The organism is Aurantiacibacter spongiae, from assembly GCF_003815535.1.
In the GTDB taxonomy this organism is placed as follows: Bacteria; Pseudomonadota; Alphaproteobacteria; order Sphingomonadales; family Sphingomonadaceae; genus Alteraurantiacibacter; species Alteraurantiacibacter spongiae.
The window spans coordinates 749,759-775,043 of sequence record NZ_RPFZ01000001.1; the positions used below are offsets into that span (position 1 = coordinate 749,759).

General features: G+C 68.3%; 31 protein-coding genes and 1 tRNA gene. 10 read left to right on the forward strand and 22 right to left on the reverse strand.

Going from position 1 to position 25,285, the window contains the following annotated elements; translation table 11 throughout:
* Positions 1-31 precede the first annotated feature (31 nt).
* The 6 genes from EG799_RS03740 to EG799_RS03765 all read right to left on the reverse strand — a co-directional run bounded on the left by EG799_RS03740 (position 32) and on the right by EG799_RS03765 (position 2,937).
* Positions 32-466 (reverse strand): hypothetical protein, encoded by a 435-nt coding sequence (locus EG799_RS03740; RefSeq protein WP_123878676.1) that lies wholly within the window; start codon positions 464-466, stop codon positions 32-34.
* Positions 467-529: 63 nt separating this feature from the next.
* Positions 530-979, reverse strand: coding sequence for a molybdenum cofactor biosynthesis protein MoaE (locus EG799_RS03745; RefSeq protein WP_123878678.1), 450 nt, complete (start codon positions 977-979; stop codon positions 530-532).
* Between the two features lies 1 nt (position 980).
* Positions 981-1,220 (reverse strand): MoaD/ThiS family protein, encoded by a 240-nt coding sequence (locus tag EG799_RS03750; RefSeq protein WP_123878680.1) that lies wholly within the window; start codon positions 1,218-1,220, stop codon positions 981-983.
* Between the two features lies 1 nt (position 1,221).
* Entirely contained in the window at positions 1,222-2,223 is a 1,002-nt protein-coding gene (moaA, locus tag EG799_RS03755) for a GTP 3',8-cyclase MoaA (RefSeq protein ID WP_123878682.1), read from the reverse strand.
* Between the two features lie 28 nt (positions 2,224-2,251).
* The gene (locus tag EG799_RS03760; RefSeq protein ID WP_123878684.1) at positions 2,252-2,569 is read right to left on the reverse strand and encodes a Rossmann fold domain-containing protein; all 318 of its coding nucleotides are present in this window, start codon (positions 2,567-2,569) and stop codon (positions 2,252-2,254) included.
* Entirely contained in the window at positions 2,569-2,937 is a 369-nt protein-coding gene (locus tag EG799_RS03765; RefSeq protein WP_123878686.1) for a dihydroneopterin aldolase, read from the reverse strand. The genes EG799_RS03760 and EG799_RS03765 overlap by 1 nt, the downstream gene beginning before the upstream one ends.
* A 100-nt stretch (positions 2,938-3,037) precedes the next feature.
* Here EG799_RS03765 and EG799_RS03770 point away from each other — a divergent pair, with 100 nt between their 5' ends.
* Complete coding sequence (locus tag EG799_RS03770; protein ID WP_158611004.1) at positions 3,038-3,826, forward strand: DUF1499 domain-containing protein; 789 nt, start codon at positions 3,038-3,040, stop codon at positions 3,824-3,826.
* Between the two features lie 6 nt (positions 3,827-3,832).
* Here EG799_RS03770 and EG799_RS03775 read toward each other — a convergent pair whose 3' ends face one another.
* The 10 genes from EG799_RS03775 to coxB form a co-directional block, all read right to left on the reverse strand.
* A complete protein-coding gene (locus tag EG799_RS03775; RefSeq protein WP_123878690.1) occupies positions 3,833-4,741 on the reverse strand; it encodes a class I SAM-dependent methyltransferase in 909 nt (302 codons plus the stop codon).
* 24 nt (positions 4,742-4,765) lie between these two features.
* A complete protein-coding gene (thrC, locus tag EG799_RS03780; RefSeq protein WP_123878692.1) occupies positions 4,766-6,166 on the reverse strand; it encodes a threonine synthase in 1,401 nt (466 codons plus the stop codon).
* A 130-nt stretch (positions 6,167-6,296) separates the two neighbouring features.
* The gene (locus EG799_RS03785; RefSeq protein WP_123878694.1) at positions 6,297-6,881 is read right to left on the reverse strand and encodes an SURF1 family protein; all 585 of its coding nucleotides are present in this window, start codon (positions 6,879-6,881) and stop codon (positions 6,297-6,299) included.
* Positions 6,881-7,243 carry a DUF983 domain-containing protein gene (locus EG799_RS03790; protein WP_234028999.1) on the reverse strand — a complete coding sequence of 121 codons (363 nt, stop codon included), beginning with the start codon at positions 7,241-7,243 and terminating at the stop codon, positions 6,881-6,883. Before EG799_RS03790 ends, EG799_RS03785 begins: the two co-directional genes overlap by 1 nt.
* Positions 7,244-7,247: 4 nt before the next feature.
* Positions 7,248-8,078, reverse strand: coding sequence for a cytochrome c oxidase subunit 3 (locus tag EG799_RS03795; protein WP_123878697.1), 831 nt, complete (start codon positions 8,076-8,078; stop codon positions 7,248-7,250).
* Between the two features lie 63 nt (positions 8,079-8,141).
* Positions 8,142-8,738: a cytochrome c oxidase assembly protein gene (locus EG799_RS03800; protein ID WP_123878699.1), complete on the reverse strand. Its 597-nt coding sequence runs from the start codon at positions 8,736-8,738 to the stop codon at positions 8,142-8,144.
* Entirely contained in the window at positions 8,738-8,863 is a 126-nt protein-coding gene (locus EG799_RS14260) for a hypothetical protein (protein WP_267900626.1), read from the reverse strand. The genes EG799_RS03800 and EG799_RS14260 overlap by 1 nt, the downstream gene beginning before the upstream one ends.
* Complete coding sequence (locus EG799_RS03805; protein WP_123878701.1) at positions 8,860-9,771, reverse strand: heme o synthase; 912 nt, start codon at positions 9,769-9,771, stop codon at positions 8,860-8,862. Before EG799_RS03805 ends, EG799_RS14260 begins: the two co-directional genes overlap by 4 nt.
* A 106-nt stretch (positions 9,772-9,877) precedes the next feature.
* Complete coding sequence (gene ctaD / locus EG799_RS03810) at positions 9,878-11,593, reverse strand: cytochrome c oxidase subunit I (protein WP_123878703.1); 1,716 nt, start codon at positions 11,591-11,593, stop codon at positions 9,878-9,880.
* A 63-nt stretch (positions 11,594-11,656) separates the two neighbouring features.
* Positions 11,657-12,793, reverse strand: coding sequence for a cytochrome c oxidase subunit II (gene coxB / locus EG799_RS03815; RefSeq protein WP_123878705.1), 1,137 nt, complete (start codon positions 12,791-12,793; stop codon positions 11,657-11,659).
* Between the two features lie 199 nt (positions 12,794-12,992).
* Between coxB and pyrE the strand changes: the two genes are divergently transcribed.
* From pyrE to ruvX, 7 genes are all read left to right on the forward strand, one after another.
* Entirely contained in the window at positions 12,993-13,574 is a 582-nt protein-coding gene (gene pyrE / locus EG799_RS03820) for an orotate phosphoribosyltransferase (protein WP_123878707.1), read from the forward strand.
* Between the two features lie 116 nt (positions 13,575-13,690).
* On the forward strand, positions 13,691-14,419 hold the full coding sequence (locus EG799_RS03825; RefSeq protein WP_123878709.1) for a pyridoxine 5'-phosphate synthase: 729 nt from the start codon (positions 13,691-13,693) through the stop codon (positions 14,417-14,419).
* Between the two features lie 16 nt (positions 14,420-14,435).
* On the forward strand, positions 14,436-14,837 hold the full coding sequence (gene acpS, locus EG799_RS03830) for a holo-ACP synthase (RefSeq protein ID WP_123878711.1): 402 nt from the start codon (positions 14,436-14,438) through the stop codon (positions 14,835-14,837).
* Between the two features lie 18 nt (positions 14,838-14,855).
* Positions 14,856-15,731 (forward strand): signal peptidase I, encoded by an 876-nt coding sequence (gene lepB, locus EG799_RS03835; protein WP_123878713.1) that lies wholly within the window; start codon positions 14,856-14,858, stop codon positions 15,729-15,731.
* Positions 15,728-16,879: an AI-2E family transporter gene (locus EG799_RS03840; RefSeq protein WP_123878715.1), complete on the forward strand. Its 1,152-nt coding sequence runs from the start codon at positions 15,728-15,730 to the stop codon at positions 16,877-16,879. Before lepB ends, EG799_RS03840 begins: the two co-directional genes overlap by 4 nt.
* A gap of 28 nt (positions 16,880-16,907) precedes the next feature.
* The gene (locus tag EG799_RS03845) at positions 16,908-18,119 is read left to right on the forward strand and encodes a DUF3089 domain-containing protein (RefSeq protein ID WP_234029000.1); all 1,212 of its coding nucleotides are present in this window, start codon (positions 16,908-16,910) and stop codon (positions 18,117-18,119) included.
* Entirely contained in the window at positions 18,092-18,598 is a 507-nt protein-coding gene (gene ruvX, locus EG799_RS03850; protein WP_181950870.1) for a Holliday junction resolvase RuvX, read from the forward strand. Before EG799_RS03845 ends, ruvX begins: the two co-directional genes overlap by 28 nt.
* A 36-nt stretch (positions 18,599-18,634) precedes the next feature.
* On the opposite strand, the gene EG799_RS03855 is transcribed toward ruvX, so the two are convergent.
* From EG799_RS03855 to argH, 4 genes are read right to left on the reverse strand one after another with little or no spacing between them, the layout of a single operon-like run.
* Complete coding sequence (locus EG799_RS03855) at positions 18,635-19,414, reverse strand: precorrin-2 dehydrogenase/sirohydrochlorin ferrochelatase family protein (protein ID WP_234029001.1); 780 nt, start codon at positions 19,412-19,414, stop codon at positions 18,635-18,637.
* Between the two features lie 5 nt (positions 19,415-19,419).
* Positions 19,420-20,682 (reverse strand): diaminopimelate decarboxylase, encoded by a 1,263-nt coding sequence (gene lysA / locus EG799_RS03860; protein WP_123878719.1) that lies wholly within the window; start codon positions 20,680-20,682, stop codon positions 19,420-19,422.
* Between the two features lie 7 nt (positions 20,683-20,689).
* On the reverse strand, positions 20,690-20,932 hold the full coding sequence (locus EG799_RS03865; protein ID WP_123878721.1) for a hypothetical protein: 243 nt from the start codon (positions 20,930-20,932) through the stop codon (positions 20,690-20,692).
* Entirely contained in the window at positions 20,929-22,305 is a 1,377-nt protein-coding gene (argH, locus tag EG799_RS03870) for an argininosuccinate lyase (RefSeq protein WP_123878723.1), read from the reverse strand. The genes EG799_RS03865 and argH overlap by 4 nt, the downstream gene beginning before the upstream one ends.
* Before the next feature lie 19 nt (positions 22,306-22,324).
* Between argH and EG799_RS03875 the strand changes: the two genes are divergently transcribed.
* Positions 22,325-22,954 (forward strand): TlpA family protein disulfide reductase, encoded by a 630-nt coding sequence (locus tag EG799_RS03875; RefSeq protein ID WP_234029002.1) that lies wholly within the window; start codon positions 22,325-22,327, stop codon positions 22,952-22,954.
* A gap of 171 nt (positions 22,955-23,125) precedes the next feature.
* Here the strand turns inward: EG799_RS03875 and EG799_RS03880 are convergent.
* Positions 23,126-23,201: transfer RNA gene (locus EG799_RS03880), tRNA-Val, on the reverse strand.
* Positions 23,202-23,303: 102 nt separating this feature from the next.
* Between EG799_RS03880 and EG799_RS03885 the strand changes: the two genes are divergently transcribed.
* Complete coding sequence (locus EG799_RS03885) at positions 23,304-24,284, forward strand: asparaginase (protein WP_123878727.1); 981 nt, start codon at positions 23,304-23,306, stop codon at positions 24,282-24,284.
* A 24-nt stretch (positions 24,285-24,308) separates the two neighbouring features.
* Here EG799_RS03885 and EG799_RS03890 read toward each other — a convergent pair whose 3' ends face one another.
* Positions 24,309-25,277: a helix-turn-helix domain-containing protein gene (locus EG799_RS03890; RefSeq protein WP_123878729.1), complete on the reverse strand. Its 969-nt coding sequence runs from the start codon at positions 25,275-25,277 to the stop codon at positions 24,309-24,311.
* Positions 25,278-25,285: the final 8 nt, after the last annotated feature.

The window sequence follows — 25,285 nt, forward strand, 5'->3', positions numbered from 1 at the left end:
CGGGACGGTCAGCCGCTCCGCCCGGCAACCGTTACCGGGCGAGTGCGGCGATGGAGACGACAGCCACCCCCCATCCGAAGATCAGGACCGGCAGGATGACGACCTGCACGCTGGCGGCCTTCGCATCCAGCGGGCCGGTCGCCGTGTCGATCCCCTCGGCGACGAAACGGCTCCAGCTCTTCGCCCTTGCCGGGGAGTCGGGCGCCAACCGTGTCCAGATCGCCGGTACGCCAAACCCGGCGACGATGAAGATCGCGAAGATCGCTACCGGCAGGATCATTTCCGGATGGGCGAAGCCCCACCCCATGATGGCGACATAGCCGAGAAATAGGCCGACGGTCGCCGCGTAGAGAATGCCGGGCAGTTCGAACGTGCGATCGACCGGCGCGTTGCGGAGCTGGCGAGGTGCCTGCGCGCTGATCGTGGCGGCTTCGGCAATCTGCCGGCGGGTCAGTTTTTCGGCCATGAGAATTCTCCTTCCTGATGGGGAAGGTATGCCGCGATTCGCCGCATCCGGCTTTGATCTGGCTCAAACGTCCCAGCGCGCGGCGTCTTCGCGATCGGCGGCGCGCGGCTCGATCCAGTGCCAGCCATCGGCGCGCTTCTCCCGCTTCCAGAACCAGCTGCGCGACTTGAGGTGGTCCATCGCGAAATCGATCGCCTCGAAGGCGTCGCGGCGGTGGCGGGCGGCCGCGGCGACGAGCACGATGGGTGCGCCCGGTCGCATGAAGCCGATGCGGTGATGCATCAGCAGCCCGTCGAGCGTCCAGCGCGCCTCCACCTCCCCGGCCAGCGCGTCCATTCCCGGCAGGGTCAGCGGCGCGTAATGGCTGAGTTCGAGCACCTTCACGTCCCCGTCGGGGCGCACCTTGCCCACGAAGCTGGCGATGGCCCCGGCCTCCGGATGCGCCTTCGCGAACAGGCCCAGAGCCTTGCCGGGGGAAAAGCCCGTGTCGAGCAGGGCGACATCGCGCTTCATGTCAGCCGCCCGACACGGGGGGCAGGAAGGCGACCTCCGCCCCCTCGCCCGCGTCGAGCGCGGTGCGGTCGGCAAGCACCGCCCCGTCCAGCGCCACCTTCACCCGTTCGTCGCGCAGAGCGGCGGCCAGTTCCGCCCCGAAGGCGCGGTCGAGATCCGCCCAGAGAAGCGGCGCGCCCACCGCGCGCTCCGACCCGCCGGCAGTGTCCGCGAGCCGGCCGATGAACAAGACCGTGACCATGTCAGCCGCCGGTCATCGACATGTGCCGGGGCTGCGCCGGAGCCTCGCCTTCCGCGATGCGGAAGTGATGGCGCTCGGGCTTGATCCGCATCGCGGTATCGAGCGCGTCGGCGAGCCGGGCATCGGGCGCGTCGGAGCGTAGCGCAGACCTGAGATCGACCTGCTCCGCCCCGCCGAGGCAGGCGAAAAGCTGACCCGTCGCGGTCACGCGGATGCGATTGCAGCCGGCGCAGAAATTGTTGGTAAGCGGGGTTATCAGGCCCAGCCTGCCGCCCGTCTCCGCAACCCGGACATAGCGCGCCGGCCCGCCGGTATCGTCGGGCAGATCGGTCAGCGTGAAACGTTCGGCCAGCCTGTCGCGCACGGCGGGCAGGGGCAGGTAGTGATCGACCCGTTCCCCGTCGACCTCGCCCAGCGGCATCACCTCGATCAGCGTCATGTCGTGGCCGCGCCCGTGCGCCCATTCCATGATGCGCGGTATCTCGCCCTCGTTCAGCCCCTTCAGCGCCACGGTGTTGATCTTCACCTTCAGCCCCGCCGCCTGCGCCTCGGCGATGCCGTGCAGCACGTCGTCCAGCCGGTCGCGCCGCGAAAGCCGGCAGAACAGCTCGCCGTCGAGCGTATCGAGCGACACGTTCACGCGCCGCACGCCCGCGGCCGCCAGATCGCCTGCAAAGGCGGCGAGCCGCGTGCCGTTGGTGGTGAGGGTGAGTTCCTCCAGCCCGCTGCCCAGCTGTCGGCCCAGCGCACGCACCAAGTCCATCATGTCGCGCCTGACCAGCGGCTCCCCGCCCGTCAGCCTGATCTTGGTGACGCCGCACGCGATGAAGGCGAGCGACAGGCGATGCAGTTCCTCCAGGCTCAGCACCTCCTTCCTGGGCAGGAAGGTCATGCGTTCGGGCATGCAGTAGGTGCAGCGCAGGTCGCAGCGATCCGTCACCGACAGTCGCAGGTAGGATATGCGGCGATCGAACGCATCGACGAGGGGAGAGGAACAGGTCATGCAGGATGCAACCTAGGGGCGGCGCGCATCAATTGCCATCCACCACCAGCACCTGTCCGGTTACGCCGGGGGCGGAATCGAGAAAGGCGACGGTCCGCCGAATGCCCTCCTCATCGGTTCCCACGATGGCGTTGACGCGGGCTGGCGCGGCCTCTCGCGCCAGCTCCCCGATCACCGCCTCGCGCCAGGCGTCGTGCGTATGGTCGGCCGGATCGAACAGCACGATGCCGCCGTGTCGGCGCAGTGCGGGCAGGTGTTCGGCGGTGAAGGCGGCGAGCGCATCGAGCGGCGCGGCGGGCAGGCCGCGCGCTTCCCATACGTCCTGTCCGCCCGGCGCCGCGCCCATCAGGGCCGGTCCCGCGTCAGGGTGATGCCGATGCCCTCTCCCGCCTCGGACAGGGCCAGCTTCACGATCTTCACCTCGACCTGCTCGATCCGGGCATCCTGCACGAACAGCGTTTCACAGACGTGGTCCGCCACCGATTCGATCAGCTTGTAGTGCCTGTCGCCCAGCGCATCGGAACACGCGAATTTCAGGTCCATGTAGTTCTTCGATTCGGACAGCGGCGTCTCGGGGTCGAAGCGATGCAGCGGCTTCATGCGGGCGCGCACGGTGAAGCGCAGCGGTTGCGGCTTGCCCGTCTCTTCCGAATAGATGCCGGTATGCACGTCGTGGACGAAATCGGCGAGTTCGAGATAGAGGCTGTCGGCCATGCGACGATCCTGATTGCAGCGGGAACGCGCAAAGGCAATCGTTTGTGGACGACGCGCAATACGCTAGGGCAGCGGCGAACCAGCGATGGAGCGATGCAGCATGGCAGAAACGACCGAACACGACCGCGACGCCGGAGAAACGCACGGGAAGCCGCGTTCGCCGGTGGTCAAGTGGATGGGCGCCTTCGCTCTGGGCGGGGCGCTGCTGTTCATCGTGGTGGCCATCGTCGCGCTGACGCTGGCGCGTTACGGCATCGTCGACAAGCTGGGGGGCTTCATCACCTTCATGAAGCTGCTGTTCCCGGCGCTGGTGACGGCGGTGGTCGCGGCCATCGCGCTTGTCATCGGTTACTGGCGCAAGGTGCGCCCGGTATGGCAGGCGGCGGCGGGGCTGGTGCTTTCGCTCGGCCTGCTGATCGTCATGTATTTCGCCGTGATCCAGCCGGGCACCAGCGCCCCCGCGATGCACGACATCACCACCGACGTGGACGATCCGCCGCAATTCGTCGCGCTGGCCCTGCGTCCCGACAACCTCACCCCGTTCGACAGCATGGAGGAATGGCGCGCCGCCCACCGCCAGAACTATCCGATGATCGAGCCCGTCGTCATCGACCGTCCGCCCGAACAGGTGCTCGCGCAGGCGCGCGCGCTGGCGGAGGATCGCGGCTGGACCATCGCCTATTACGACGTGCCGACGGGGCACATGGAGGCGACCGCCTATGCCGGATACATCCGCTTCATGGACGACGTGATCGTGGAAGTGACGCCCATCGCCGACGGATCGAGCCGGGTGGACATGCGCTCCGTCAGCCGCGTCGGCGTGAGCGACCTGGGCTACAACGCCGCGCGCGTGCAGGAATTCCTCCACGCCCTGCAACGGGCCGGCTGAGCGCGATCAGGCGGGGGACCAGCGGGCGAAGATGGCGGTCGGCAGCAGGCGTCCGCCCTCCCCTTCCTCACGCACGGCCAGCTCGCCGTGCTCGACCACGCCGGGCATGTCGGCAAAGGCTTCCGCCAGCAGGCCGCCGATGGCGAGCGAACTCATCCGCACGGCGTAGACGGTGAGGAACAGGAAGCGGCTGTCGGCATCGAGCAATCGCCGGCAGTCGGCGATGAGCGGTGGCAGGCCTTCCTCCAGCCGCCAGGTCTCGTTCTTCGGACCGCGACCGAACTTGGGCGGATCGAGGATGATGCCGTCGTAGAGATTGCCCCGCCGCACCTCTCGCGCGGCGAACTTGGCGGCATCGTCCACCAGCCAGCGAACGGGCCTGTCGTCCATGCCCGACAGCGCGGCGTTATCGCGCGCCTGGGCGACCGACTTCTTGCTCGCGTCGACATGGGCGACCGGCCCGCAGGCGCTCAGCGCGAGGCTGCCAACGCCGGTATAGCCGAACAGGTTGAGCGCCGGGCGGCGCGCCCCGCCCGCTTCGCCAGCCCCGCCCAGGCGGGCGCGCATCCAGTCCCATACCGGCGCCATGTCGGGGAAGAACCCGAGATGGCGGAAGGGTGTGCATTGCGCGGTGAAACGCACGTCGTGCCAGGCGAGCGGCCAGCCCGCTTCGGGAACGGCGCGGGAAAACTGCCAGCGCCCGCCGCCGTCCTCGTCGCTGCCGGGAACGAATTCGCCATGCGCGCGCCATTCGCTTTCGGGCAGGCGCGGGGACCACAGCGCCTGCGGTTCGGGACGAACGAAGCGGTAGGCGCCGTAGCGTTCGAGCTTGCGCCCGTGACCGCTATCGACCAGCCCGTAATCGGCCCAGGGCCTGCCCTCCATGACGACGGGATCGCGCGTCAGTTCAGCCATCGGTCCTGCTCGCGGCCGGATCGATCACGAGGACGGGGTCGCCCGTTCGGCGACGAAATCGCGCACCGCCTCGTAGGTGCCGGGCAGTTCCGCGAACGCCTCGCTGCGCTCGAACAGGTCGCCGACGCGCGCAGGCAGCGGCGGACGCAGGCCGGTGGCGCGCTCCACCGCGTCGGGAAACTTCGCCGGATGCGCGGTGGCGAGCGTCACGACGGGCACCCCGTCATCGAGGTCCGCCTGCCGCGCGGCGTGAAGGCCGATGGCGGTATGCGGGTCGATCACCTCTCCGCAGCATTCATGCGCCCATGCCATCGCCCGGCCCATGTCGTCGGCGTCGGCCCGCGCGCTGAGGAACAGGGCGGCGGCGGCGCGGCGCTGTTCCTCGGTCAGCTGCATAGCGCGCACCGCGTCGAAGCCGTGCATCTGGTCCGCCAGCGCCAGCCCGTCGCGGCCCCCGGCATCGAACAGCAGCCGCTCGAAATTCGAACTCACCTGGATATCCATGCTGGGCGAGGCGGTGGGGGTCACGTCGCTGGCCGAATAGTCACCGCTCGACAGCGCGCGGTGGAGGATGTCGTTGACGTTCGTCGCCACGATCAGCCGCTCGATCGGAAGGCCCATCTGGGCAGCGACGTAGCCGGCGAACACATCGCCGAAATTGCCCGTCGGCACGCTGAACGCCACGCGGCGGTTCGGCGCGCCCAGTTGCAGCGCGGCGGCGAAGTAATAGACGATCTGCGCCATCAGCCGCGCCCAGTTGATCGAGTTGACCGCGCTGATGTGGAACCGCGAATTCATGCCGCGATCGACGAACATGCGCTTCACGATCGCCTGCGCGTCGTCGAAGCTGCCGTCGATGGCGACGTTGTGGACGTTGGGCGCGCGCACCGTGGTCATCTGCCGGCGCTGAACGTCGCTGACCCTGCCTTTTGGGTGGAGCATCACGATGTCGATCCGCTCGCGCCCCGCCACCGCGTCGATCGCCGCGCTGCCGGTATCGCCGCTGGTCGCGCCGACGATGGTAAGGTGATCGTCGCTCTTCGCCACGAAATGCTCGAACAGCTGGCCGAGCAGTTGCAGCGCCACGTCCTTGAAGGCGAGCGTGGGTCCGTGAAACAGCTCGAGCAGCCATTGCCTCTGGTCAAGCTGGACGAGCGGGGTCACGGCGTCGTGGCTGAAGCGGCCATAGGCCCGGCCGCACAGGTCGCGCAATTCGTCCGCGGTCAGGCTGCCCTCGACGAAGGGACGCATCACCCGCGCCGCCAGTTCGGCGTAGGGCAGACCGGCCATCCCGGCGATCTCGTCCTCGCCGAAGCGCGGCCAGTGACCGGGCACGTACAGCCCGCCGTCGCTGGCGAGACCGGCAAGCGTCACCCCTTCGAAGCCGAGATGTCGCGCCCTTCCGCGAGTGGAGACATAATGCATGACGCGCTGCGGGGTAGCGGGCGCTCGCGCTGCGCACAAGCGCGGATGGGCGACCTCAGCCTGCCCGCGCCGGCATTCGCGCCGAACGGCGACCGGGCTACCGGGGCAGCCATCGCGGGGCCGGGCCGCGTCAGTCCCCCTCGCGCCACCGGCGGCGCAGGGTCAGCCCGTAGATGACCAGCGCGGTCAGCGCGAAAAAGAACCACTGACCGGCATAAGCCAGGTGGTTGTTGGGCAGGTCCGCCGGATCGGGCCGGGCGAGCGGCTCGAGGCCGGTGGGCGCGGTATCGGCCACGACACGGCCGCCCGGCGCAACGGTGCCGGAGACGAGGCCGCCCGCGAAGCCGACCGGATCGGGGCGCCGCGACCAGCCGATGTCGACCGGCACGCTGAGATCGCCGCCGGGAACAGCGCAGCGCACGCGGTGTGCCCAGCCCGGTTCTCCCGACCGGTTGCGCCCGGCAATGGCCTGTTCGTCCGTCACCCGGGTACAGGGCAGTTCGGTCCGGCGATATCGCACCGCTTCGGGATCGGTCAGGAGGGCCTGCCACGAAACGGGACGCGGGCTGGCGAGCGCGGCCCGGGACGCGGCGATCAGCGCTTCCTTCTCCTCCCGCCGCTGCAACTGCCAGACACCCAGCCCGACCATGACGATGGCCGCGGCGACGACCAGGATCGTCGGCAGGACGGGGATGCGGCGGCGCTGCTTCGCCATCACGCGCCGCGCCTGTATTCGCTCGCCAGCAGCCACGCCTTCGTTACGCGCAGGCCGCCGATCACGCTGGCCACGGTCAGCGGCAGCCAGATGAGGACGTGGACCCACCACGGCGGCTCGACCGCCAGTTGCAACCATAACGCCAGGGCGACGATGACGGTGCCGATGCCCAGCGTAAGGAAAGCCGCCGGCCCGTCGCCCACGTTGAATCTGTCGAAGTCGAGGCCGCATGCGCGGCAGCGCGGGGCGAAGGCGAGGAGGCCGTCGAACAGCGTCTTCGCGCCGCAGCGCGGGCACAGACCGAAAAGGGCAGCTTCGCGCGTGGCGGGCTGCCCCTCTCTGGTTTCCGGATCGCCGGGCACCGGCCTAGTGGACTTCGGCGCCCCAGCCGCCCCAGACATAGACGACGATGAACAGGAACAGCCACACGACGTCGACGAAGTGCCAGTACCACGCGGCAGCCTCGAACCCGAAGTGCTGGCGCGGGGTGAAGTGGCCGGCATAGGCGCGGCGCAGGCAGACGATCAGGAAGATCGTGCCCACCAGCACGTGAAAGCCGTGAAACCCCGTCGCCATGTAGAAGGCGCTGGAATAGGTGTTGCCGCCGAAATCGAACGGGGCGTGGGCGTATTCGTAGGCCTGGATTGCGCTGAACAGAATGCCCAGCCCGATGGTCAGCCAAAGGCCCTTCTTCAGACCGTCGCGATCGCCGTGGACCAGCGAGTGATGCGCCCAGGTGACGGTGGTGCCCGAACACAGCAGGATCATCGTGTTGAGGAGCGGCAGATCGAGCGGATCCATCACCGCCTCGATCGATTCGGGCGGCCAGATGCCGCCGATCACGTCGGAGATGACGCTGGGGAACAGCGAGAAATCGAACCAGCTCCAGAACCAGCCGACGAAGAACATCACCTCGGACGCGATGAACAGGATCATGCCGTAGCGCATGTGCAGCTGCACCACGGGGGTATGATCGCCGCGCTGTGCCTCGTTAACGATCTTCGAGAACCAGCCGAAAAAGGTGGCGATCAGGCCGGCGACGCCCAGGCCGAGGACGACATGCCAGGCATCGCCGAAGAAATCGGAATGCATGAACATCACCATCCCGCTGGTGAAGGTCAGCGCGGACAGGGCGCCGACCACGGGCCAGATGTCGGGGGCGAGAATGTGGTAGTCGTGGTTCTTGGCGCCGGCCATGTCGGTATCCTGAATCCTTGGTTGGTCCAGCCCTTAGAGCCCCGCAGGCGCGGGGTCCAGAGCCTAGCTGGCGGGGGTGTCCGCCTCGGTATCGTCCTCGATTGCGCGGTGGAAGGTGTAGCTGAGCGTGATCTGCTCCACGCCGTCCATGTTGGGATCGTCCAGCGCCGCGGGATCGACGTAATAGAGGACGGGCATGCGTACCTCCTGCCCCGGCTGCAACGTTTGCTCGGTGAAGCAGAAACACTGGATCTTGTTGAAATACCTGCCCGCCTGTTCCGGCTCCACGTTGAAGGTGGCGTTGCCGGTGACGGGTTGCGAGGAATTGTTCTTCGCCGTGAAGGTCGCCAGGTCGCGCTGGCCGATGGTGATCGTATCGGTCACCTGCACCGGCCGGAAGGTCCACGGCATGTCGCGCCCGACATTCGCATCGAAGCGGATCGAATAGGTCCTGCCCCCCGCGCTCGCGGCCAGGGCGGCGGCGGTTTCCGCCTCCGCCTCGCTGGCGCGCTGGGTCGTGCCGCCGAAACCCGTGACCTGGCAGAACAGCTGGTACAGCGGCACCGCGGCATAGCCGAGGCCAAGCATGCCGAGCGCCGCCAGGAAGGCGAAGATCATGGTCCGCCGGTTGCGCGTGTCGAGTGTGCTCGCGTTCGCCATCAGTCGCCCATCCTGACGATGGTGATGAGGTAGAACAGGATCACCAGGCCGAACAGGGCGAGCGCGATGACCTTGTTGCGCGTCGCCCGCCGGCGCTTGAACTCGGCTTCCTCTTCGGGCGTCACGACAGCACCATGCGATCGACCACGAGCATCCCGAACAGGACGAAGAGGTAGAGGATCGACCATTTGAACAGGCGCTTTTCCGGCTGGCTGCCGTCGCCGTCCCCGGTCCGCTCGCGCAGGCCCACGGGCACGGCGAGGGCGACGAAGATCGCCGACAGCGCTATCGCGGAAAGGCCGTAGATAGCGCCGGTGCCGCCGATCGCCCAGGGCAGCAGGGCGGTGGCGAACAGCAGCAGCGAATAGCCCAGCACCTGCCGGCGGGTGGACCGCTCCCCCGCAACGACCGGCATCATCGGGATGTCGGCAGCGGCGTAATCGGTCTTCACGAACAGCGCTAGCGCCCAGAAATGCGGGGGCGTCCAGATGAAGATGATGGCGAACAGCAGCACCGGCATCAGCGTGATGTCGCCCGTCACGGCGATCCACCCGATCAGCGGCGGAAACGCCCCCGCGCCGCCGCCGATGACGATGTTCTGCGGCGTGCGCGGCTTGAGCCAGATGGTATAGACCACCGCGTAATAGGCGATCGACACGGCCAGCACGATGGCCGCAAGCCAGTGGATCGCCAGCCCCATCACCATGACCGAAGCGCCCGACAGGAACAGGCCGAAATCGCGCGCATCCTCGCGCCGCATCCGGCCCGAGGGGAGCGGCCGTTTGGCCGTGCGCTTCATCCGCGCGTCGAGATCGGCTTCCCACCACTGGTTGAGCGCCGCCGCCCCGCCCGCGCCCATGGCGATGCACAGGATCGCGGTGAAGCCGAGCACAGGATGGATCGCACCGGGCGCGGCCAGCAGGCCGGCGAGGCCGGTGAAGACCACCAGGCTCATCACCCGCGGCTTGGTCAGCGAGAGGAAATCGCGCCAGTCTGCGGGCAGGGCAAGGGAGGTGGGGGCAAGTGTCGTCATTGGTCTCTGGCGTTCCGCACCGGCGGAAGGGGCTCGTCCGGCCCGCGCAACCGAGCGTGCCGCCCTCCCCCCGCCGCCACGGCGAGAGGAGGAATGCGGCACGGCGTCAGGCGGTCCTTGGCGCCTCGCGGATGGCGTTGTGATGCGAGTGATGCTCCTCGATGACCGGTAGCGTCTCGAACTGGTGGAACGGCGGCGGGCTGGACAGGCTCCATTCCAGCGTCGTCGCGCCCTCGCCCCAGTAATTGCCAGGCGCCCGCTTGCCGGCCACCAGCGCGTAGGCGATGTTGACGAAGAACACGACCATCGAGGCGGCCATGATGACGTAGCCCCAGCTCGCGATCTCGTTCCAGTACTGGTAGGCGGGCGTGTAGTCCGGATAACGGCGCGCCATGCCCTGCAGGCCCAGGAAGTGCATCGGGAAGAAGATCACGTTCACGCCGATGAAGAACATCCAGAAATGCACGTGGCTGAGGAATTCGGAGTGCCAGCGCCCGCTCATCTTCGGGAACCAGTAGTAGAACCCCGCGAAGATCGAGAACACCGCGCCCATCGACAGCACGTAGTGGAAGTGCGCGACCACGTAGTAGGTGTCGTGCAGATTGTCGTCGATGCCGCCATTGGCCAGCACCACGCCGGTGACGCCACCCACGGTGAACAGGAAGATGAAGCCCAGCGCCCAGACCATCGGCGACTTGAACTCGATGCTGCCGCCCCACATCGTCGCGATCCAGCTGAAGATCTTGATGCCGGTGGGCACCGCGATCACCATCGTCGCGGCGGTGAAGTACATCTTCGTGTTCACGTCGAGGCCGACCGTATACATGTGGTGCGCCCACACGATGAAGCCGACCACGCCGATCGCGACCATGGCATAGGCCATGCCGAGATAGCCGAACACCGGCTTGCGGCTGAAGGTCGCCACGATCTGGCTGATCATGCCGAAGCCCGGCAGGATCATGATGTACACTTCCGGGTGCCCGAAGAACCAGAACAGGTGCTGGTAGAGCACCGGATCGCCGCCGCCCGCCGGGTCGAAGAAGGTCGTGCCGAAATTGCGATCCGTCAGCAGCATCGTGATGGCCGCGGCCAGCACCGGCAGCGCCAGCAGCAGCAGGAACGCGGTGACGAGCACCGACCACACGAACAGCGGCATCTTGTGCAGCGTCATGCCCGGCGCGCGCATGTTGAAGATGGTGGTGATGAAGTTGGTGGCCCCCAGGATCGAGCCGGCACCGGCCAGGTGCAGCGCGAAGATGGCGAAGTCGACCGCCGGCCCGACCGAGCCGGTTGTCGATAGCGGCGCGTAGACCGTCCAGCCGGTGCCCGCGCCCATGCCCGTTCCGCCGGGCACGAACATGGAGAACAGCAGCGAGCAGAAACCCACGACCGTCAGCCAGAACGACACGTTGTTCATCCGCGGAAACGCCATGTCCGGCGCGCCGATCATCAGCGGCACGAACCAGTTGCCGAAACCGCCGATCATGGCCGGCATGACCATGAAGAACACCATGATGAGGCCGTGCGCGGTGATCAGCACGTTCCACATGTGGCCCTGCTGATCGAAGGAAGATCCGTCGCCGCCGAGGAAGTTCACCAGCATGCCGAGATGCTGGATGCCGGGATAGTGCAGTTCGGCGCGCATCGCGCCGGATATCGCCCCGCCCACGATACCCGCGATGATCGCGAAGATCAGGTACAGCGTGCCGATGTCCTTGTGGTTGGTGGACATGAACCAGCGCGCGAAGAAGGACGGCTTGTGGTCCGCATCGTGATGATGCTCTTCGGCGTGGGCCTGGAACTGGTCTGCGGTCGTGGCCATCGGTCTGCTTTCACTCACTCAATCAGTCAATGTTCGGTAAGGTCGTCGCGCATCGCGCGGTATTCAAGTCGTCGGCGAGGTATCCTGCGTCGGCGGTTCACCCGCCCCCGGCGCGTCGAGCACGCTGCTTTCCGGCTCCTGTATGCCGGAGCTCTCGGCGTCGATCTCCTCGCCCGCCGGTTCCGCCGTGGCGGGCGCGTTGGCGGCAGCCTCGGCGGCGCGCGCCTCGGCCACGGTCATGCCGCCCGGCTGCGTGCGGACCCAGGCGTTGTATTCGTCGAGCGGACGCGCCTCGATGACGATCGGCATGTAGGCGTGACGCGCGCCGCACAGTTCCATGCACTGGCCGTAATAGATGCCCGGCTCGTTGATCGTCAGCAGGCGTTCGTTGATGCGGCCGGGCACGGCGTCGAGCTTGAACCACAGCGAGGGCACGCCGAACGAGTGGATGACGTCGGCCCCGAAGGTCTGGATGCGAAGGGGCACGCCGACCGGCACGACCATGCGGTTGTCGGCGGCCAGCTGCGGCGGCTCGCCATCGGCCAGCGCCTGGCTTTCGTCCTTCATGTTCGAGATGACCTCGAACCCGCCATTGTCGACATATTCGAAGCCCCAGTACCACTGGTAGCCGTTCGCCTTGATGGTGATCGCGTCGTCCGGCGGGCTCTTGTACTGGCGCGCCAGCAGCGTGATCGAGGGAACCGCGATGACCACCAGGATCAGCACCGGGATCACCGTCCACAGCACCTCGATCAGCGTGTTGTGGGCGGTGCGCGAGGGGACGGTGTTGGCGCGGCGGTTGTAGCGGAACATCACCCACATCAGCAGGAACAGCACCAGCACGCTGATACCCACGATGATCGGCAGAAGCAGGGCGTTGTGCATGCGCAGCGCGAACAGGCCATCGTCGGTATGTTGCGACTGGAAGCCGAAGGCGCCCGATTCAGGCTGCCCCTTCACCATGTCGGGACCGTAATAGTCGAAGGAGGGGGACTTCTCCTTGACCGTCGCATCGGCCGATACCGACCCTTCGACCTGGGCTTCCTGCGGCAGGCTTTCGTCGGCCACGTTCGCCGCCGATTCGTCCTGTACCGCGGTCGCCTGCGCGAAACCGGCCTGCGGCACGGCCAGCAGGCACAGCGCCGCGAGCAGCAACGTCAGGAACGAGAGTGGGGTGCGGGCGTTAGCGCCGAGTTTCATGGTGAGCGATGCTTTCCGTGTCTGTCCGGGGCACGAAGGGCCCAAAGCGACCCCCTTATCCAAGGGCGTTGGGCGCGCCTATACGCCGACTTGCCCCATCTCTCAAGCGCCCCTAGGGACTTTTTTCCGCCGCGGGTGGCGCTCTGCTATCGGGCCGGGCGCGCGGCAACCGGCGAATCGAACGGATCACGAGGCGTTGATGACAAGCGACGAGGTACTGGACGAATTCCGCGCCAGCGGAGCGTTGCTGGAGGGGCATTTCCGCCTCTCCTCGGGCCGGCACAGCGCACATTACCTGCAATGCGCGCGGGTGCTGATGAACCCGGCACGCGCATCGCGGCTTGCGACGGCGCTCGCGGCCCGGATCCCGGACGATATTCGCGGGGCGCTCGACGCGGTCGTCAGCCCGGCGATGGGTGGGCTCGTGATCGGGCACGAGATGGGCCGCGCCCTGGGGCTGGACGCGATGTTTCTCGAACGGCCCGAGGGCGAGTTCCATCTTCGCCGGGGGTTTTCGCTCGCACCGGGCGCGAAAGTGCTGATGGTGGAGGACGTGGTGACGACGGGCCTGTCCAGCCGCGAGGCCATCGCCGCCGTGGCCCGCGAGGGTGGCGAGGTGCTGGCCGAGGTGGCCTTGGTCGACCGCAGCGGCGGCAGCGCCGATCTCGGCGTGCCGTTCTATCCGCTCGTGAGCCTCGACTTTCCCACCTATGCCGAAGGCGAAGTTCCCTCCGAGCTGGAGATGATTCCCGTGACCAAACCGGGAAGCCGCGCGGTCTGACATTGCCTGCAACGGGCGGCTGGGCGTCCCGGCGAACGGTCGTTTCGCCAGTTCCCGCAAGAACGCCGCGGCTTGCGTCTGGAATTGCCGCAAGGCTTGCCCTAGGGGCGTGCGCGATGATTTCCAAGCTTCGCCTCGGCGTCAATATCGACCACGTCGCCACCATTCGCAACGCGCGCGGTGGCGATCACCCCGATCCCGTGCGCGCGGCCGAGATCGTCGCGGCCTGCGGCGGGGACGGCATCACCGCGCATCTGCGCGAGGACCGGCGGCACATCCGCGACGACGACCTCGAACGCATCCAGTCTGCTACCGACCTGCCGCTCAACCTTGAGATGGCCGCGACGGAGGAGATGCTGGCCATCGCCCTCGCGCACAAGCCGCACGCCGTCTGCATCGTTCCCGAAAAGCGCGAGGAGCGCACCACCGAGGGCGGGCTGGATGCCGCGGGGCTGCACAACCAGCTTGCCCCCATCGTCACGCGGCTCGGCGATGCGGGCATCAGGGTCAGCCTGTTCATCGCCCCCGAGGAGCGGCAGATCGACGCCGCCATCCGGCTCGGCGCGCCGGTGGTCGAACTCCATACGGGCGAATACGCGCATGCGGCGGGCGAACAGATCGGCGTCGAACTGAGGCGCCTTGCCGACATGGCCGCGCTCGCCGCGAAGAACGGGATCGAGCCGCATGCCGGCCACGGCCTCACCTACGAGAACGTGCAGCCCGTCGCCGCCATTCCACAGCTCGCCGAACTCAATATCGGGCACTATCTGATAGGCGAGGCGGTGTTCGTTGGGCTGGAGGCGGCGGTGCTGCGGATGCGCGACCTGATGGACGAGGCGCGCTGATGGGCGAACCGGTCGCATGATCATCGGTCTCGGCTCCGACCTGTGCAACATCGAGCGCATCGCCGCCTCGCTCGAGCGTTTCGGCACGCGCTTCACGAACCGCGTCTTCACCGACGTCGAGAACGCCAAGGTCGCCCGGCGGCCGCACACGCGGGCGGGCACCTACGCGAAGCGTTTCGCGGCGAAGGAGGCGTTCAGCAAGGCGGTCGGCACCGGGTTCAAGGCGGGCGTGTTCATGAAGGACATCGGCGTCGTGAACGCCCCGACGGGCGCGCCCACCCTGGCTCTGACCGGCGGCGCGAAGGCGCGGCTGGAGGAACTCACTCCGCCCGGCCACGTAGTCACCGTTCACCTCACCCTCACCGACGATCATCCATGGGCGCAGGCCTTCGTGATCCTCGAAGCGCACCCCGCGTAGCAAAGACCCGTTCCCCGCATGGCCGACGAAACCAAGGAAAAAGCGCCCGTCAACTGGTGGGCGGAACTGCGCGGCCTGGCCTGGATGCTGCTGGCCGTGCTGGCCTTCCACACCTTCATCGCCAAGCCGTTCTACATTCCCAGCGCCAGCATGGTGCCCAACCTGCTGGTGGGGGACCGGCTGGTGGTGAGCAAATATCCCTACGGCTGGAGCTGGGTCTCGGCGAGCTTCCACATCCTGCCGCGCGCCGGCTGGCGCATCGCGCCCGGCACGCCCGAATACGGCGATATCGTCGTTCCCGTGCCGCCGGACCGGGCGGAGGATTACATCAAGCGGGTCGTCGGTCTGCCGGGCGACACGATCGCGGTGGTGAACGGGCAGATCGTGCTGAACGGCAAGCCCGTTCCGCAGGAGGTCGAGCCGCCGGTGCGCCTGCCGGTCGACAACGATAACAGCTGTGTCGGTCAATTCGGCGAGATGCACCCGTGCCTCGACATCTTCGAGCCGTACCGCACGCGGCTGGAGGACGGAACCGAGGTCTACGAACCGCCGACCTATCGCGAGACGCTGCCCAACGGGGCAAGCTACCTCATCATCGACCACGAAACGCAGGGGCTGGACAATTACGGGCCGGTCACCATCCCCGACGGCCATGTGTTCCTCATGGGCGACAACCGCGATCATTCGGCGGACAGCCGCGCGCCTTCGCGGCTCGACGGCGGCAACGGGCTGGGCGGCCCCGTTCCCATCGCGGATATCGGCGGACGGGCCGAGTTCATCACCTTCTCGCTCGACGGGCAGGCGAGCTGGAACCCACTGACCTGGATCAAAAGCTTGCGCCCGGGCCGCGCGTGGGACAGCCTGCGCCCGGAAATCAGGGGAGAGCCGGAATGAGCGAGCTGCGCGACGCGCCGGAGGGCGACGAGATGGGTGCGAGCCCGACGCGCATATCGAGTCCGGAATTGCGCTTCGAGGCGTGGCGCGCGTTCGTCTGGGCGGCGGTCATCGGGCTGCTGGCCCTGGCGGTCTACATCTCGCAGAGCCTGCTGGTGATCTTCGGCGCGATGGTCTTCGCCGCGCTGGTCGACGGCGGCGCGCGCCTGCTGCGCCGCGTCCTGCCTATCGGCCGGGGACCGCGCATCGCGCTGGTGCTGCTGTTCGCGATCGCCTTTCTCGTCTGGCTCGGCTATTACGCCGGCTCCTCGGTATCGCAGGAAGCCGCGCAATTTCCCACGATCATCGCCGGTCAGGCGGGCTCGTTCTTCGCCTGGCTGCGCGAACAGGGCTTTTCCATCAGCCTCGACAGCGTGGAGGGGATGATCGGCCAGGCAATCAGCGGGTTCGGCACCGTCACGCGCGCGCTCGGCGGCATTCTCGGGGGACTGACCACGGTTCTGCTGATCGTGATCGTGGGTATCTACGTCGCGCTCGAACCGCGCCTCTACGAACGCGGCGTCGCCTGGATGCTGCCGCGCGCGCGCCGGGCGGATTTCCACGATACCGTGAGCAAGATGGCCTATTCGATGCGCCGCCTGCTGTTCGGCCGGCTGGTCGGCATGGTGTTCGAGGGCGTATTCACCTACGTCGCGCTGATGGCCTACGGCCTCGTCACCGGCGACCAGATCCCGATGGCGGCCCTCCTCGCCACGCTGACCGGCCTGCTCGCCTTCATCCCCAATATCGGTGCGATCGTGTCGGGCGCGCTGATGGTGCTGGTCGGATTTTCGGGCGGCACGCAGATGGGCATCTACACGATCGTCGTCTATCTCTTCATTCAGAATTTCGACGGGTACGTCGTGGTCCCGATGATCGCGCGAAAGACGGTCGACCTCGCTCCGGCGCTGGTCCTGGCAATGCAGCTGGTGATGGGCATCCTGTTCGGCATCCTCGGCCTGCTGCTCGCCGATCCGCTGCTGGCGATGATCAAGGTCGCCCTCGAACAGCGATCGAAGGACAAAGAGCGGGAGGACGATCCGCGATCGCCCGCCTCCGATCATCTAGTGGAAGGCCCTCGCCTGAAGCAGGAGAAGGCGTCTGCGTAAGTTTCTCTATACGATCGTCGCCCTGATCGTGCTGGCGCTGGGCGTGCTGTTCGCGCTGCGCCTGTTCTCGGACGACCTGACGGCCATCGCGCTGGTGCCGAGCAGCGAGTTCGTCGAGCAGGATCCGCTCGCCAGCAACGCCTACCAGGATCCCGCCATGTGGTTCAGCCGCCCGGGCATGGGGGCCGCGAACGACCCGGCGCGCTGGCAACCCGCCTTCGCCGTTCCCGAAGCGCGCGGGGACGGACCGTTCGTTTCCGCATCGCCGTCACCGGCACCGTCGGCCTCGACGTCGCCCTCCCCCGCGCCTTCACGCTCGCCCTCGTCTTCGAACCGGGCATCGTCACCGCCCGGCAGCGAGCCGCCCGCATTCGCCGTCTTCTTCGTCCATCCGACGAGCTACCTGCAACGCAGCAACTGGAACGCGCCGCTCGATGACGCGGAATCGCAATCGCGCGCCCGGCTGATGGTGCGCGGCATGGCGAGCGCCTTCAACCAGGCGAGCGAGATCTGGGCGCCGCGCTACCGCCAGGCCACCTTCGGCGCCTTCCTGACCGACGCGCCCGAGGCGCAGCAGGCGCTCGACGCTGCCTATGCCGACGTATCGCAAGCCTTCGATTTCTTCCTCGATTCGATACCCGCGGACATGCCAATCGTCCTCGCCGGACACAGCCAGGGCGGTTATCACGTAACGCGCCTGATGCGCGACAAGGTGGCAGGCACGCCGCTGGAATCGCGGGTCGCCATGGCCTATCCGATCGGCTGGCCCGTCTCGCTGGACCACGATCTGCCCGCGCTCGGCCTTCCCGCCTGCACCGAGGCGGACCAGGGCGGGTGCGTGATGAGCTGGGCGAGCTTCGCCGAGCCGGCCGAGCCGGGTCAGTTCTTCACGCGCTACGCGGCAACCCCCGGCCTCGACGGCCAGGCGCGCGGCGGCAGCCCGATCCTGTGCGTCAACCCGATCAGCGGCACGCTCAACGGTTCCGCACCCGCCGGTGCCAACAGCGGAACGCTGGTGCCGGAGGACGACCTGTCGAGCGGAGAGCTGGTCAAGGGCGCGGTAGGCGCGCGCTGCAACGATATCGGCCTGCTGCTGATCGGCGATCCGCCCGACCTCGGCCCCTATGCGCTCCCGGGAAACAATTACCACGTCTATGACATTCCGCTGTTCTGGGCGGACCTTCAGGCCGACGTGGTGCGCCGCGTTCGCGCATGGAGCAAGAGCCGGCCCGCCCCGTGAGCGAGGGCGGCGTCGTCACCGAGGATGCGGCGGCTTTCCGGGGCGCGCTGCCCGATGGCGGCGCGCTGCTCGGCCTTGATCTTGGCACCAGGACCATCGGCACCGCCTTCTGCGACGCGGGTTGGTCCTTCGCGACCGCGGGCAAGACCCTGCCGAGGGGCAAGTTCGCCCGCGACCGGGCGGCTATCGAAACGCTGTGCGCCCATCGGCGGGTGCGCGGCATCGTCATCGGCCTGCCGCTCAATATGGATGGCAGCGCCGGTCCGCGGGCGCAGGCGAGCCGCGCGTTCGCCCGCAACATCGCCGTCACCGGCCTGCCGGTTCTGCTGTGGGACGAACGCTGGTCCACCACCGCGGCGGAGCGCGACATGATCGCTACCGATACCAGCCGGAGAAAACGGGCCAAGCGGATCGACAGCCACGCCGCCGCCATCATCCTGCAGGGCGCGATAGACCGACTGGCCGGCGGCCTGTTCTGACGCCGTCGAGGATCCGTGCGGCAGGCGCGGTCCCCGTCACGCCAAGCGCAACACGACCACCAGCCCCGCCGGCATCTCGTCGCGATAAGGCAGGGTGAGCCTGGCGGCGTCGGCCCGCGCGCGGGCGAGGATGGCGGGGGGCACGCCCGGATCGGCCAGCACCGCATCCGCCGCCCCCAGCAGGCGCGCCTGGCGCAGCGTCAGGTCGTCGGGGTCGTCGCTGGAGAGGGTAAAGTCGTGAACGCCCTCGCCCTCCGGCTCCGCGGCGCCGCCGAGCCACTCGCCGATACGGTCGGCGCTGCCGGCCATGAGCGGATCGAGCGGGCCGCCCGCCGCCAGCGCATCGTCCAGCGCTCGGCGGCGCGCGGACATTTGCGGAAAGCGGGATCTGATCGCACCGCGCGCGGCCTCGAGCGCTTGCGCCAGGTGTCCGACATCGGCGGGAAGCAGCGTTTCGAGCCGCAACCGCAACTGCTTGGCCAGCCCCGCCGAGGCGCCGCTCGTACCGATGGCGATCAGCACCGGGTCGCGCTCCAGCAGGCTCGGCGTGGTGAAGTCGCACAGATCGGGCCGATCGACGACGTTCACCAGCAGGCCGGCGCAGCGCAGCCGGATGGCGTCCGCCTCGCACATCGCGGCATCGTCGTGCGCGACGAAGGCCAGCCGCGCACCCTCGTCGATCCCGCTCTGCATGTCGGTCACGACGCGCCCGCCGGCCCGGGCCACCAGCCGCCGCTTCGGCTCGGCCATCGCCCCCTCGCCGAGCACCACCACCGGTTGACCGGCGATGCGATGGAAGAGGGGAAGAGAGCGCACGGGGTCTAGCGCAGGAAGTCCGGCACGCGTTCGGCATCGGCGATGGCATCGGGCGCGATGCGCTCGGCGACGACGGCATAGTCCGCCCCGTCCACCATCACCTCGGCCACGAAGCCGCGGCTGTTGTAGCTCGACGCCATCGTCGCGCCATAGGCGCCGGCGGTGCGGAACACGGCGAGATCATCCTGGCCGAGCGCGTCGATCTCGCGATCGGTGGCGAAGGTGTCGCCCGTCTCGCAGATGGGGCCGACGATGTTCGCCAGCATCCGCTCGCCGGTCGGGCTCACCGCGTCGAAATCGTGCCACGCGCCGTAGAGCGCCGGGCGGGCGAGATCGTTCATCGCGGCATCGACGATCACGAAGGGGTTGTGAAGACCGCGCTTGACGCGAATGACGCGGGTCAGCAGCACGCCGGCATTGCCCGCGATAACGCGCCCCGGCTCGAACATCAGCTGCACGTCCCAGCCGCGCGTCGCGCGCGCCACCATCGCGCCGTACTGCGCCGGTTCGGGGAGCGTCTCTCCCCGGCGGTAGGGCACCCCGAGACCGCCCCCCAGGTCCATGTGCGTGATCGCGTGCCCCGCCCCGCGCAGCTTGGCGAGCATGTCGCCCAGCTTGGCGAAGGCTGCCTCGAGCGGATCGAGCTCGGACAGCTGGCTGCCGATATGCACGGCCAGCCCGCGCAGGTCGAGACCGGGCAGCCGGGAGAGTTCGGCAAACAGTTGAGGCGCGTGGCCGATGGGCACGCCGAACTTGGTATCCGCCCTGCCGGTCGAGATCTTGTCGTGTGTGCCGGCATCGACATCGGGGTTCACCCGCAGCGCACAGTGCGCCACCTGCCCGCGCGCGGCGGCGATGGCGGCCAGCTCGCGCCCTTCCTCGCCCGATTCGATGTTGAACTGGCCGATGCCGGCGTCCAGCCCCTGCTGCAATTCGGACGTCGTCTTGCCGACCCCGGAAAAGACGATATCCGGAGCCGGCATTCCCGCCTTCAGCGCCCGCGCCAGCTCTCCGCCCGAGACGACGTCGGCACCGTATCCCTCGCGCCGGAGAAGCCCCAGAACGGCCAGGTTGGGGTTGGCCTTGACGGCGAAGGCGAGCTGCGGCGGCCGGTCCAGACCCGCCAGCCCTTCGCGAAAGACGCGCGCATGGCGTTCGAACGTGGCGCGCGAATAGACGTAGAGCGGCGTCCCGACCTCTGCAGCCAGGCGGGAAAGCGGCACGTCCTCGACATGCATCTGGCCATCGCGGATATGGAAATGATCCATCGCGCACCTATTTCGGGGGCGGCAGGTCGAACGGGTCTTCCTCGCGCTCCTCGCTTTCGCGGCGCAGTTCGACGTTGCGCTCGGGCGCGGCGAGCGGGTCGAGCTCGAGCAGGTCCTCGGCGGTCAGCGGATCGGCAGCCCCGTAGGGCGGCGGCGGCAGCGTCTCGCCCGGCGCGGGTACGAGCTCGGCCTCCTGCGCGCAGCCCGTCAGGACGAGGGCCAGCCCCAGCGCGGCAATCGCTTTCGTCATGCGTCCATCTCCAGTCGCCCGCGCGCCTCGTGCACGCGCTTTTCCACCTCTGCCGGGGCCGTGCCGCCGTGGCTGGCACGCGCCGCGACCGACGATTCGACCGACAGCGCGGCGAATACCCGCTCGTCGATGCGCGCATCGATGGCCTGCAGGTCCGCCAGCGACAATTCGCCAAGCGCCGCGCCCCGGCCTTCCGCCAGCCTCACCGCCGCGCCGGTGATGTGGTGAGCTTCGCGAAAGGGTATGTCCGCTTCCCGCACCAGCCAGTCGGCAAGGTCGGTGGCGGTCGCGTATCCCAGTTCGGCGGCGGCGCGCATGCGCCCTGTCTGGAAGGTCGCCCCTTCGACCATCCCGGTGATCGCGGCGATGCACAGGCGCAGCAGGCCGGCCGCCTCGAACACCGGCGGCTTGTCGTCCTGCATGTCCTTCGAATAGGCGAGCGGAAGGCCCTTCATGGTCACCGTCAGGGCGGTCTGGCAACCGATTATCCGGCCCGCGTGACCGCGCACGAGTTCCGCCGCGTCGGGGTTCTTCTTCTGCGGCATGATCGAACTGCCGGTGCTCAGCGCATCGGGCATCCGCACGAACCCGAAGGGCTGGCTCGCCCAGATCACGAACTCTTCCGCCAGCCGCGAAAGGTGCAGCGCGCATTGCGCGGCGGCGGCGAGGTAATCGAGCGCGAAGTCCCGGTCGGAAACCGAATCGAGGCTGTTGGCGGTCGGCCCGGCGAAACCGAGCGCCTGCGCCGTCATCTCCCGGTCGATGGGAAAGCCCGTTCCCGCCAGCGCCGCACTGCCGAGCGGACAGCGATTGAGCCGCTCGCGCGCATCGCGAAAGCGCGAGACGTCGCGCGCCGCCATCTCGACATAGGCCATCAGGTGATGGCCGAGCGTCACCGGCTGCGCCGTCTGCAGATGGGTGAACCCCGGCATGATGGAGCCGGAATGTTCGCCGGCGCGGGTGACGAGCGCACGCTGCAACCCCTCCAGTCCCGCAACCGCCTCGTCCATTGCGGCGCGCACCCACAGGCGGAAATCGGTCGCCACCTGGTCGTTGCGGCTGCGCGCGGTGTGCAGGCGGCCCGCGACCGGTCCGATCAGGTCGGCGAGGCGCGCTTCCACGGTCATGTGGATGTCCTCCAGATCCCAGTCTTCCGGCACCCCTTGCGTTTCGTATTCCTCCGCGATGCGCTCCAGCCCGCCGATGATCGCTTCCGCATCGGCCTCGCTCACGATGTCGCAGGCCGCCAGCATGGCGACATGCGCCTTGCTCGCGGCGATGTCCTGCGCCCACAAAACCTTGTCGAACGGGATAGAAGCGTTGATCTCGCGCATTATGGCGGAGGGGCCTTCGGCAAATCTGCCGCCCCACATCGCATTGGAGGATTCGTTCTTGCTCAAACCGCGTATCGTCCCGCTCGCCCTGGCCTGCGTCTCGCTTGGCCTGCTGGGGGCCTGCGATAGAGAGGACGGCGAAGCGGCGCAAGAAAGCGCGACTGCGGAGCGGACAAGCCCAGCTGTCGAACTGACCGGCACGCTCGATCGCAGCTTCGCCGGGGAAGAGATGCCGCAGGTGACGGTAACGAACCCGGCCGGGGAGAGACTGGATCTTGGCGGCGGGCTGGGCGAGCCGGTGCTGCTCAACCTGTGGGCCACATGGTGCGCCCCCTGCGTCGTCGAGATGCCGCTGCTCGACGACCTGGCCGGCGATCTGGGCGAATCGGTGCGGGTGCTGACCGTGAGCGAGGACTTTCGCGGGGCGGCCGCGGTAGAGCCGTTCTTCGCCGAGCGTGGCCTGGAGAACCTTCCGCAATGGATCGACGCGCAGAACGCGCTGGCGAGCGCCTACGGCGGCGGCCCGGTGCTGCCGCTCACCATCCTCTACGACAGCGACGGGCGCGAGGTATGGCGGGTCATCGGCGGCTATGACTGGGCGAGCGAGGAGGCGCGCGAGCTGGTGCTGGAAGCCGCCGCGACCGATGTCGCCGCCGATATCGAGGAGGACGACATCGACGCGAACTGAGCGCTCGCGGGTCGCTTCGAGGGACCTGGCGGTGCGAGGGGTGCGGCTCGTCGCTTCGCTCGGGAGTTTCGACCCGAAACAGTCCCCCGGACTGTCTCGTGCAGTCCCCTTCGCTTCGCTCGGGAGTTTCGACCCGAAACAGTCCCCCGGACTGTCTCGTGCAGTCGAAACTGGTGGGCGGTGACGGGCTCGAACCGCCGACCCTCTCGGTGTAAACGAGATGCTCTACCAACTGAGCTAACCGCCCTGATCCTTCAGGCCGCGCGGCCTCTAACCCAAGTGCCGCCGGGAGGAAAGGGTCTGTGTGCGACTGGCGCTGCGTGGCGCGCGGCGCTAGGGGCGGCGGCAAATGCGTGACGCTTCCATCCTTGTCCTCGCCACCGGCGGCACCATCGCCGGTGAAGCCGGTTCGGCCGTGCGGGCCGATTACCGCCCCGGCCAGATCGACATCGCCGACTTCCTCGCCGCCTTTGCGCAGCTGGGCGTTCCGGCGTGCCTGACCGGGCGGCAGATCGCCAATATCGGATCGGAGGACATCTCCGTCGAGCTGTGGCGTGAGCTGCACGCGGCGCTGCACGAAGCGATGAACGATCCGGCCATAGACGCCGTCATCGTCACCCACGGCACGGACACGGCGGAGGAAACCGCCTTTCTTCTCGACCTCACCTTGCCGACGGAGAAACCCGTCGTGCTGGTGGGCGCCATGCGGGCGGCGGACGCGGTGGGGAGCGACGGCCTGCGCAATTTCGCCAACGCCGTGCGCGTCGCCGCAGATCCGCAAGCCTCCGGGCGAGGCGTGCTGCTGGTGATGGGCGATCAGGTCCTGTCGGCCCGCGACGCGCGCAAGGCCCGCACCGGGGGGACCAGCGCCTTTGCCGGTTTCCCGCGCGGACCTGTCGCGCTGGCGACGCCGTCCGCGCTCGACTGGCTGCAACCGCCGCACCGTAGCGGCGAGCCGGCGCGCTTCGTCTTTCCGAATTCGTTTCCCTACGTGCCGGTCCTGTTCGCCTACGCCGCGATGGGGGCCGCGGAGGTCGAGCGATTGCGCAACGCCGGCGCGGCGGGCCTCGTGCTCGCAGGCTTCGGGTCGGGCAACATGCCCGATGCCGTGCGAACGGCGCTGACGAAAGCCGCCGCGGCGGGCGTGCCGGTCGTGCGCGCGACGCGGGTCGATGAGGGGCTGGTCGACCGCGAACCGCAGGACGATGCCAGCCGCTTCGTCGCCGCCCGGGCGCTCGGCCCCGCGAAGGCGCGCATCCTGCTGCAACTGCTCATCGCTTCGGGCGTGACCGATCCGGCGGACATCCAGGCCGCCTTCGACCGTCGCTGACGGGCTTGATTCCCCGGCTGGCGATCACGCCATCGCCGGCGCGGCGGCCCCTACAGCGGCGAAGTAGCGCGCCATGGCGTCCGCCGCGCTATCGGACAGGCGGATGAAGGCACGGCGGCGGTCGGTGTCGTCCTCAACCCTGTCGAACAGACCCGCCTGGGTCATCTGGCCGATCCAGCGCAGCGCCGTCGTCGGAGGAACACCCGAAGCGATGCAGAGCGAGGTCACGGATACACGCGCGTGTTCGGCCCGCGCCGCGGTCAGGTCGAGCAGCATGTCCCACGCCGGATCCGCGAACAGGTCCTCATCGAAGAACCTGGTTCTAGCCCGGCGCTGGGCGATGATCTGGCGAACCAGAGCGGGTTCGGGAAGCGGCGGCCGGGACTTGCGAACGTGGCCATCCCCTTGCGCGCGATAACCGGTCTTCGGACTTTCGAAACGAAACGCCCCGCCATCGGCCCCGCGTCCGGCAGTCGTGCCGAAGCGATCGAGGCGCTGCGCGATGGAAGCGACCTGCTCCGTCAGGCGCAGCAGGGTCAGCCGGTCATCTTCGTCCAGTTCGCGCACGCGGCGGATCGGGCGGTCGGCCAGCGCCCGGCCCAGGGCGATGACACGGTCGGCGCGGCGCGGGTCGACGATGATCTGCGGATCGGATTCGAGGCAGCAGCCGAACACGGTGTCGAGCATGTCGATGGATGTCGCCACGATCAGCCGCGCCCCGGCATGGGCCACCCGCATGTCCAGCCGCGACAGCGCCGCCATGCCATGCCCGTCCAGCGTCTGACAATCGATCACCACCAGCTCGCCAAGGGGTCGCGCGTGATCGTCGAGCAGCATGGCCAGCGGTCCGATTTCCCGCAGGTCGAACCCGGCCTGCTCCACATCTTCCCGCATCTCGTCCAGGACGGGGTCGCGGTCGGCATAGATGGAAACGGACAACGGCAGGCCGGCGCTGTCCGCGGCCATGCCATAGGAGAAATCCGCCGCACTCATGCCCTGCT

Coding starts and splice junctions, on each gene's coding strand:
- EG799_RS03765 (WP_123878686.1), bottom strand. CDS start 2,937: ATGGCCGACAGCCTCTATCTCGAACTCGCCGATTTCGTCCACGACGTG.
- EG799_RS03800 (WP_123878699.1), bottom strand. CDS start 8,738: ATGGCGAACGCGAGCACACTCGACACGCGCAACCGGCGGACCATGATC.
- EG799_RS03740 (WP_123878676.1), bottom strand. CDS start 466: ATGGCCGAAAAACTGACCCGCCGGCAGATTGCCGAAGCCGCCACGATC.
- EG799_RS03865 (WP_123878721.1), bottom strand. CDS start 20,932: ATGACGAAAGCGATTGCCGCGCTGGGGCTGGCCCTCGTCCTGACGGGC.
- EG799_RS03745 (WP_123878678.1), bottom strand. CDS start 979: ATGAAGCGCGATGTCGCCCTGCTCGACACGGGCTTTTCCCCCGGCAAG.
- EG799_RS03770 (WP_158611004.1), top strand. CDS start 3,038: ATGGCAGAAACGACCGAACACGACCGCGACGCCGGAGAAACGCACGGG.
- EG799_RS03840 (WP_123878715.1), top strand. CDS start 15,728: ATGAGCGAGCTGCGCGACGCGCCGGAGGGCGACGAGATGGGTGCGAGC.
- EG799_RS03760 (WP_123878684.1), bottom strand. CDS start 2,569: ATGGGCGCGGCGCCGGGCGGACAGGACGTATGGGAAGCGCGCGGCCTG.
- EG799_RS03805 (WP_123878701.1), bottom strand. CDS start 9,771: ATGACGACACTTGCCCCCACCTCCCTTGCCCTGCCCGCAGACTGGCGC.
- EG799_RS03775 (WP_123878690.1), bottom strand. CDS start 4,741: ATGGCTGAACTGACGCGCGATCCCGTCGTCATGGAGGGCAGGCCCTGG.
- coxB (WP_123878705.1), bottom strand. CDS start 12,793: ATGAAACTCGGCGCTAACGCCCGCACCCCACTCTCGTTCCTGACGTTG.
- EG799_RS03750 (WP_123878680.1), bottom strand. CDS start 1,220: ATGGTCACGGTCTTGTTCATCGGCCGGCTCGCGGACACTGCCGGCGGG.
- EG799_RS03795 (WP_123878697.1), bottom strand. CDS start 8,078: ATGGCCGGCGCCAAGAACCACGACTACCACATTCTCGCCCCCGACATC.
- thrC (WP_123878692.1), bottom strand. CDS start 6,166: ATGCATTATGTCTCCACTCGCGGAAGGGCGCGACATCTCGGCTTCGAA.
- lepB (WP_123878713.1), top strand. CDS start 14,856: ATGGCCGACGAAACCAAGGAAAAAGCGCCCGTCAACTGGTGGGCGGAA.
- EG799_RS03785 (WP_123878694.1), bottom strand. CDS start 6,881: ATGGCGAAGCAGCGCCGCCGCATCCCCGTCCTGCCGACGATCCTGGTC.
- moaA (WP_123878682.1), bottom strand. CDS start 2,223: ATGACCTGTTCCTCTCCCCTCGTCGATGCGTTCGATCGCCGCATATCC.
- ruvX (WP_181950870.1), top strand. CDS start 18,092: ATGGAGCAAGAGCCGGCCCGCCCCGTGAGCGAGGGCGGCGTCGTCACC.
- EG799_RS03885 (WP_123878727.1), top strand. CDS start 23,304: ATGCGTGACGCTTCCATCCTTGTCCTCGCCACCGGCGGCACCATCGCC.
- argH (WP_123878723.1), bottom strand. CDS start 22,305: ATGTGGGGCGGCAGATTTGCCGAAGGCCCCTCCGCCATAATGCGCGAG.
- lysA (WP_123878719.1), bottom strand. CDS start 20,682: ATGGATCATTTCCATATCCGCGATGGCCAGATGCATGTCGAGGACGTG.
- pyrE (WP_123878707.1), top strand. CDS start 12,993: ATGACAAGCGACGAGGTACTGGACGAATTCCGCGCCAGCGGAGCGTTG.
- EG799_RS03890 (WP_123878729.1), bottom strand. CDS start 25,277: ATGAGTGCGGCGGATTTCTCCTATGGCATGGCCGCGGACAGCGCCGGC.
- EG799_RS03825 (WP_123878709.1), top strand. CDS start 13,691: ATGATTTCCAAGCTTCGCCTCGGCGTCAATATCGACCACGTCGCCACC.
- ctaD (WP_123878703.1), bottom strand. CDS start 11,593: ATGGCCACGACCGCAGACCAGTTCCAGGCCCACGCCGAAGAGCATCAT.
- acpS (WP_123878711.1), top strand. CDS start 14,436: ATGATCATCGGTCTCGGCTCCGACCTGTGCAACATCGAGCGCATCGCC.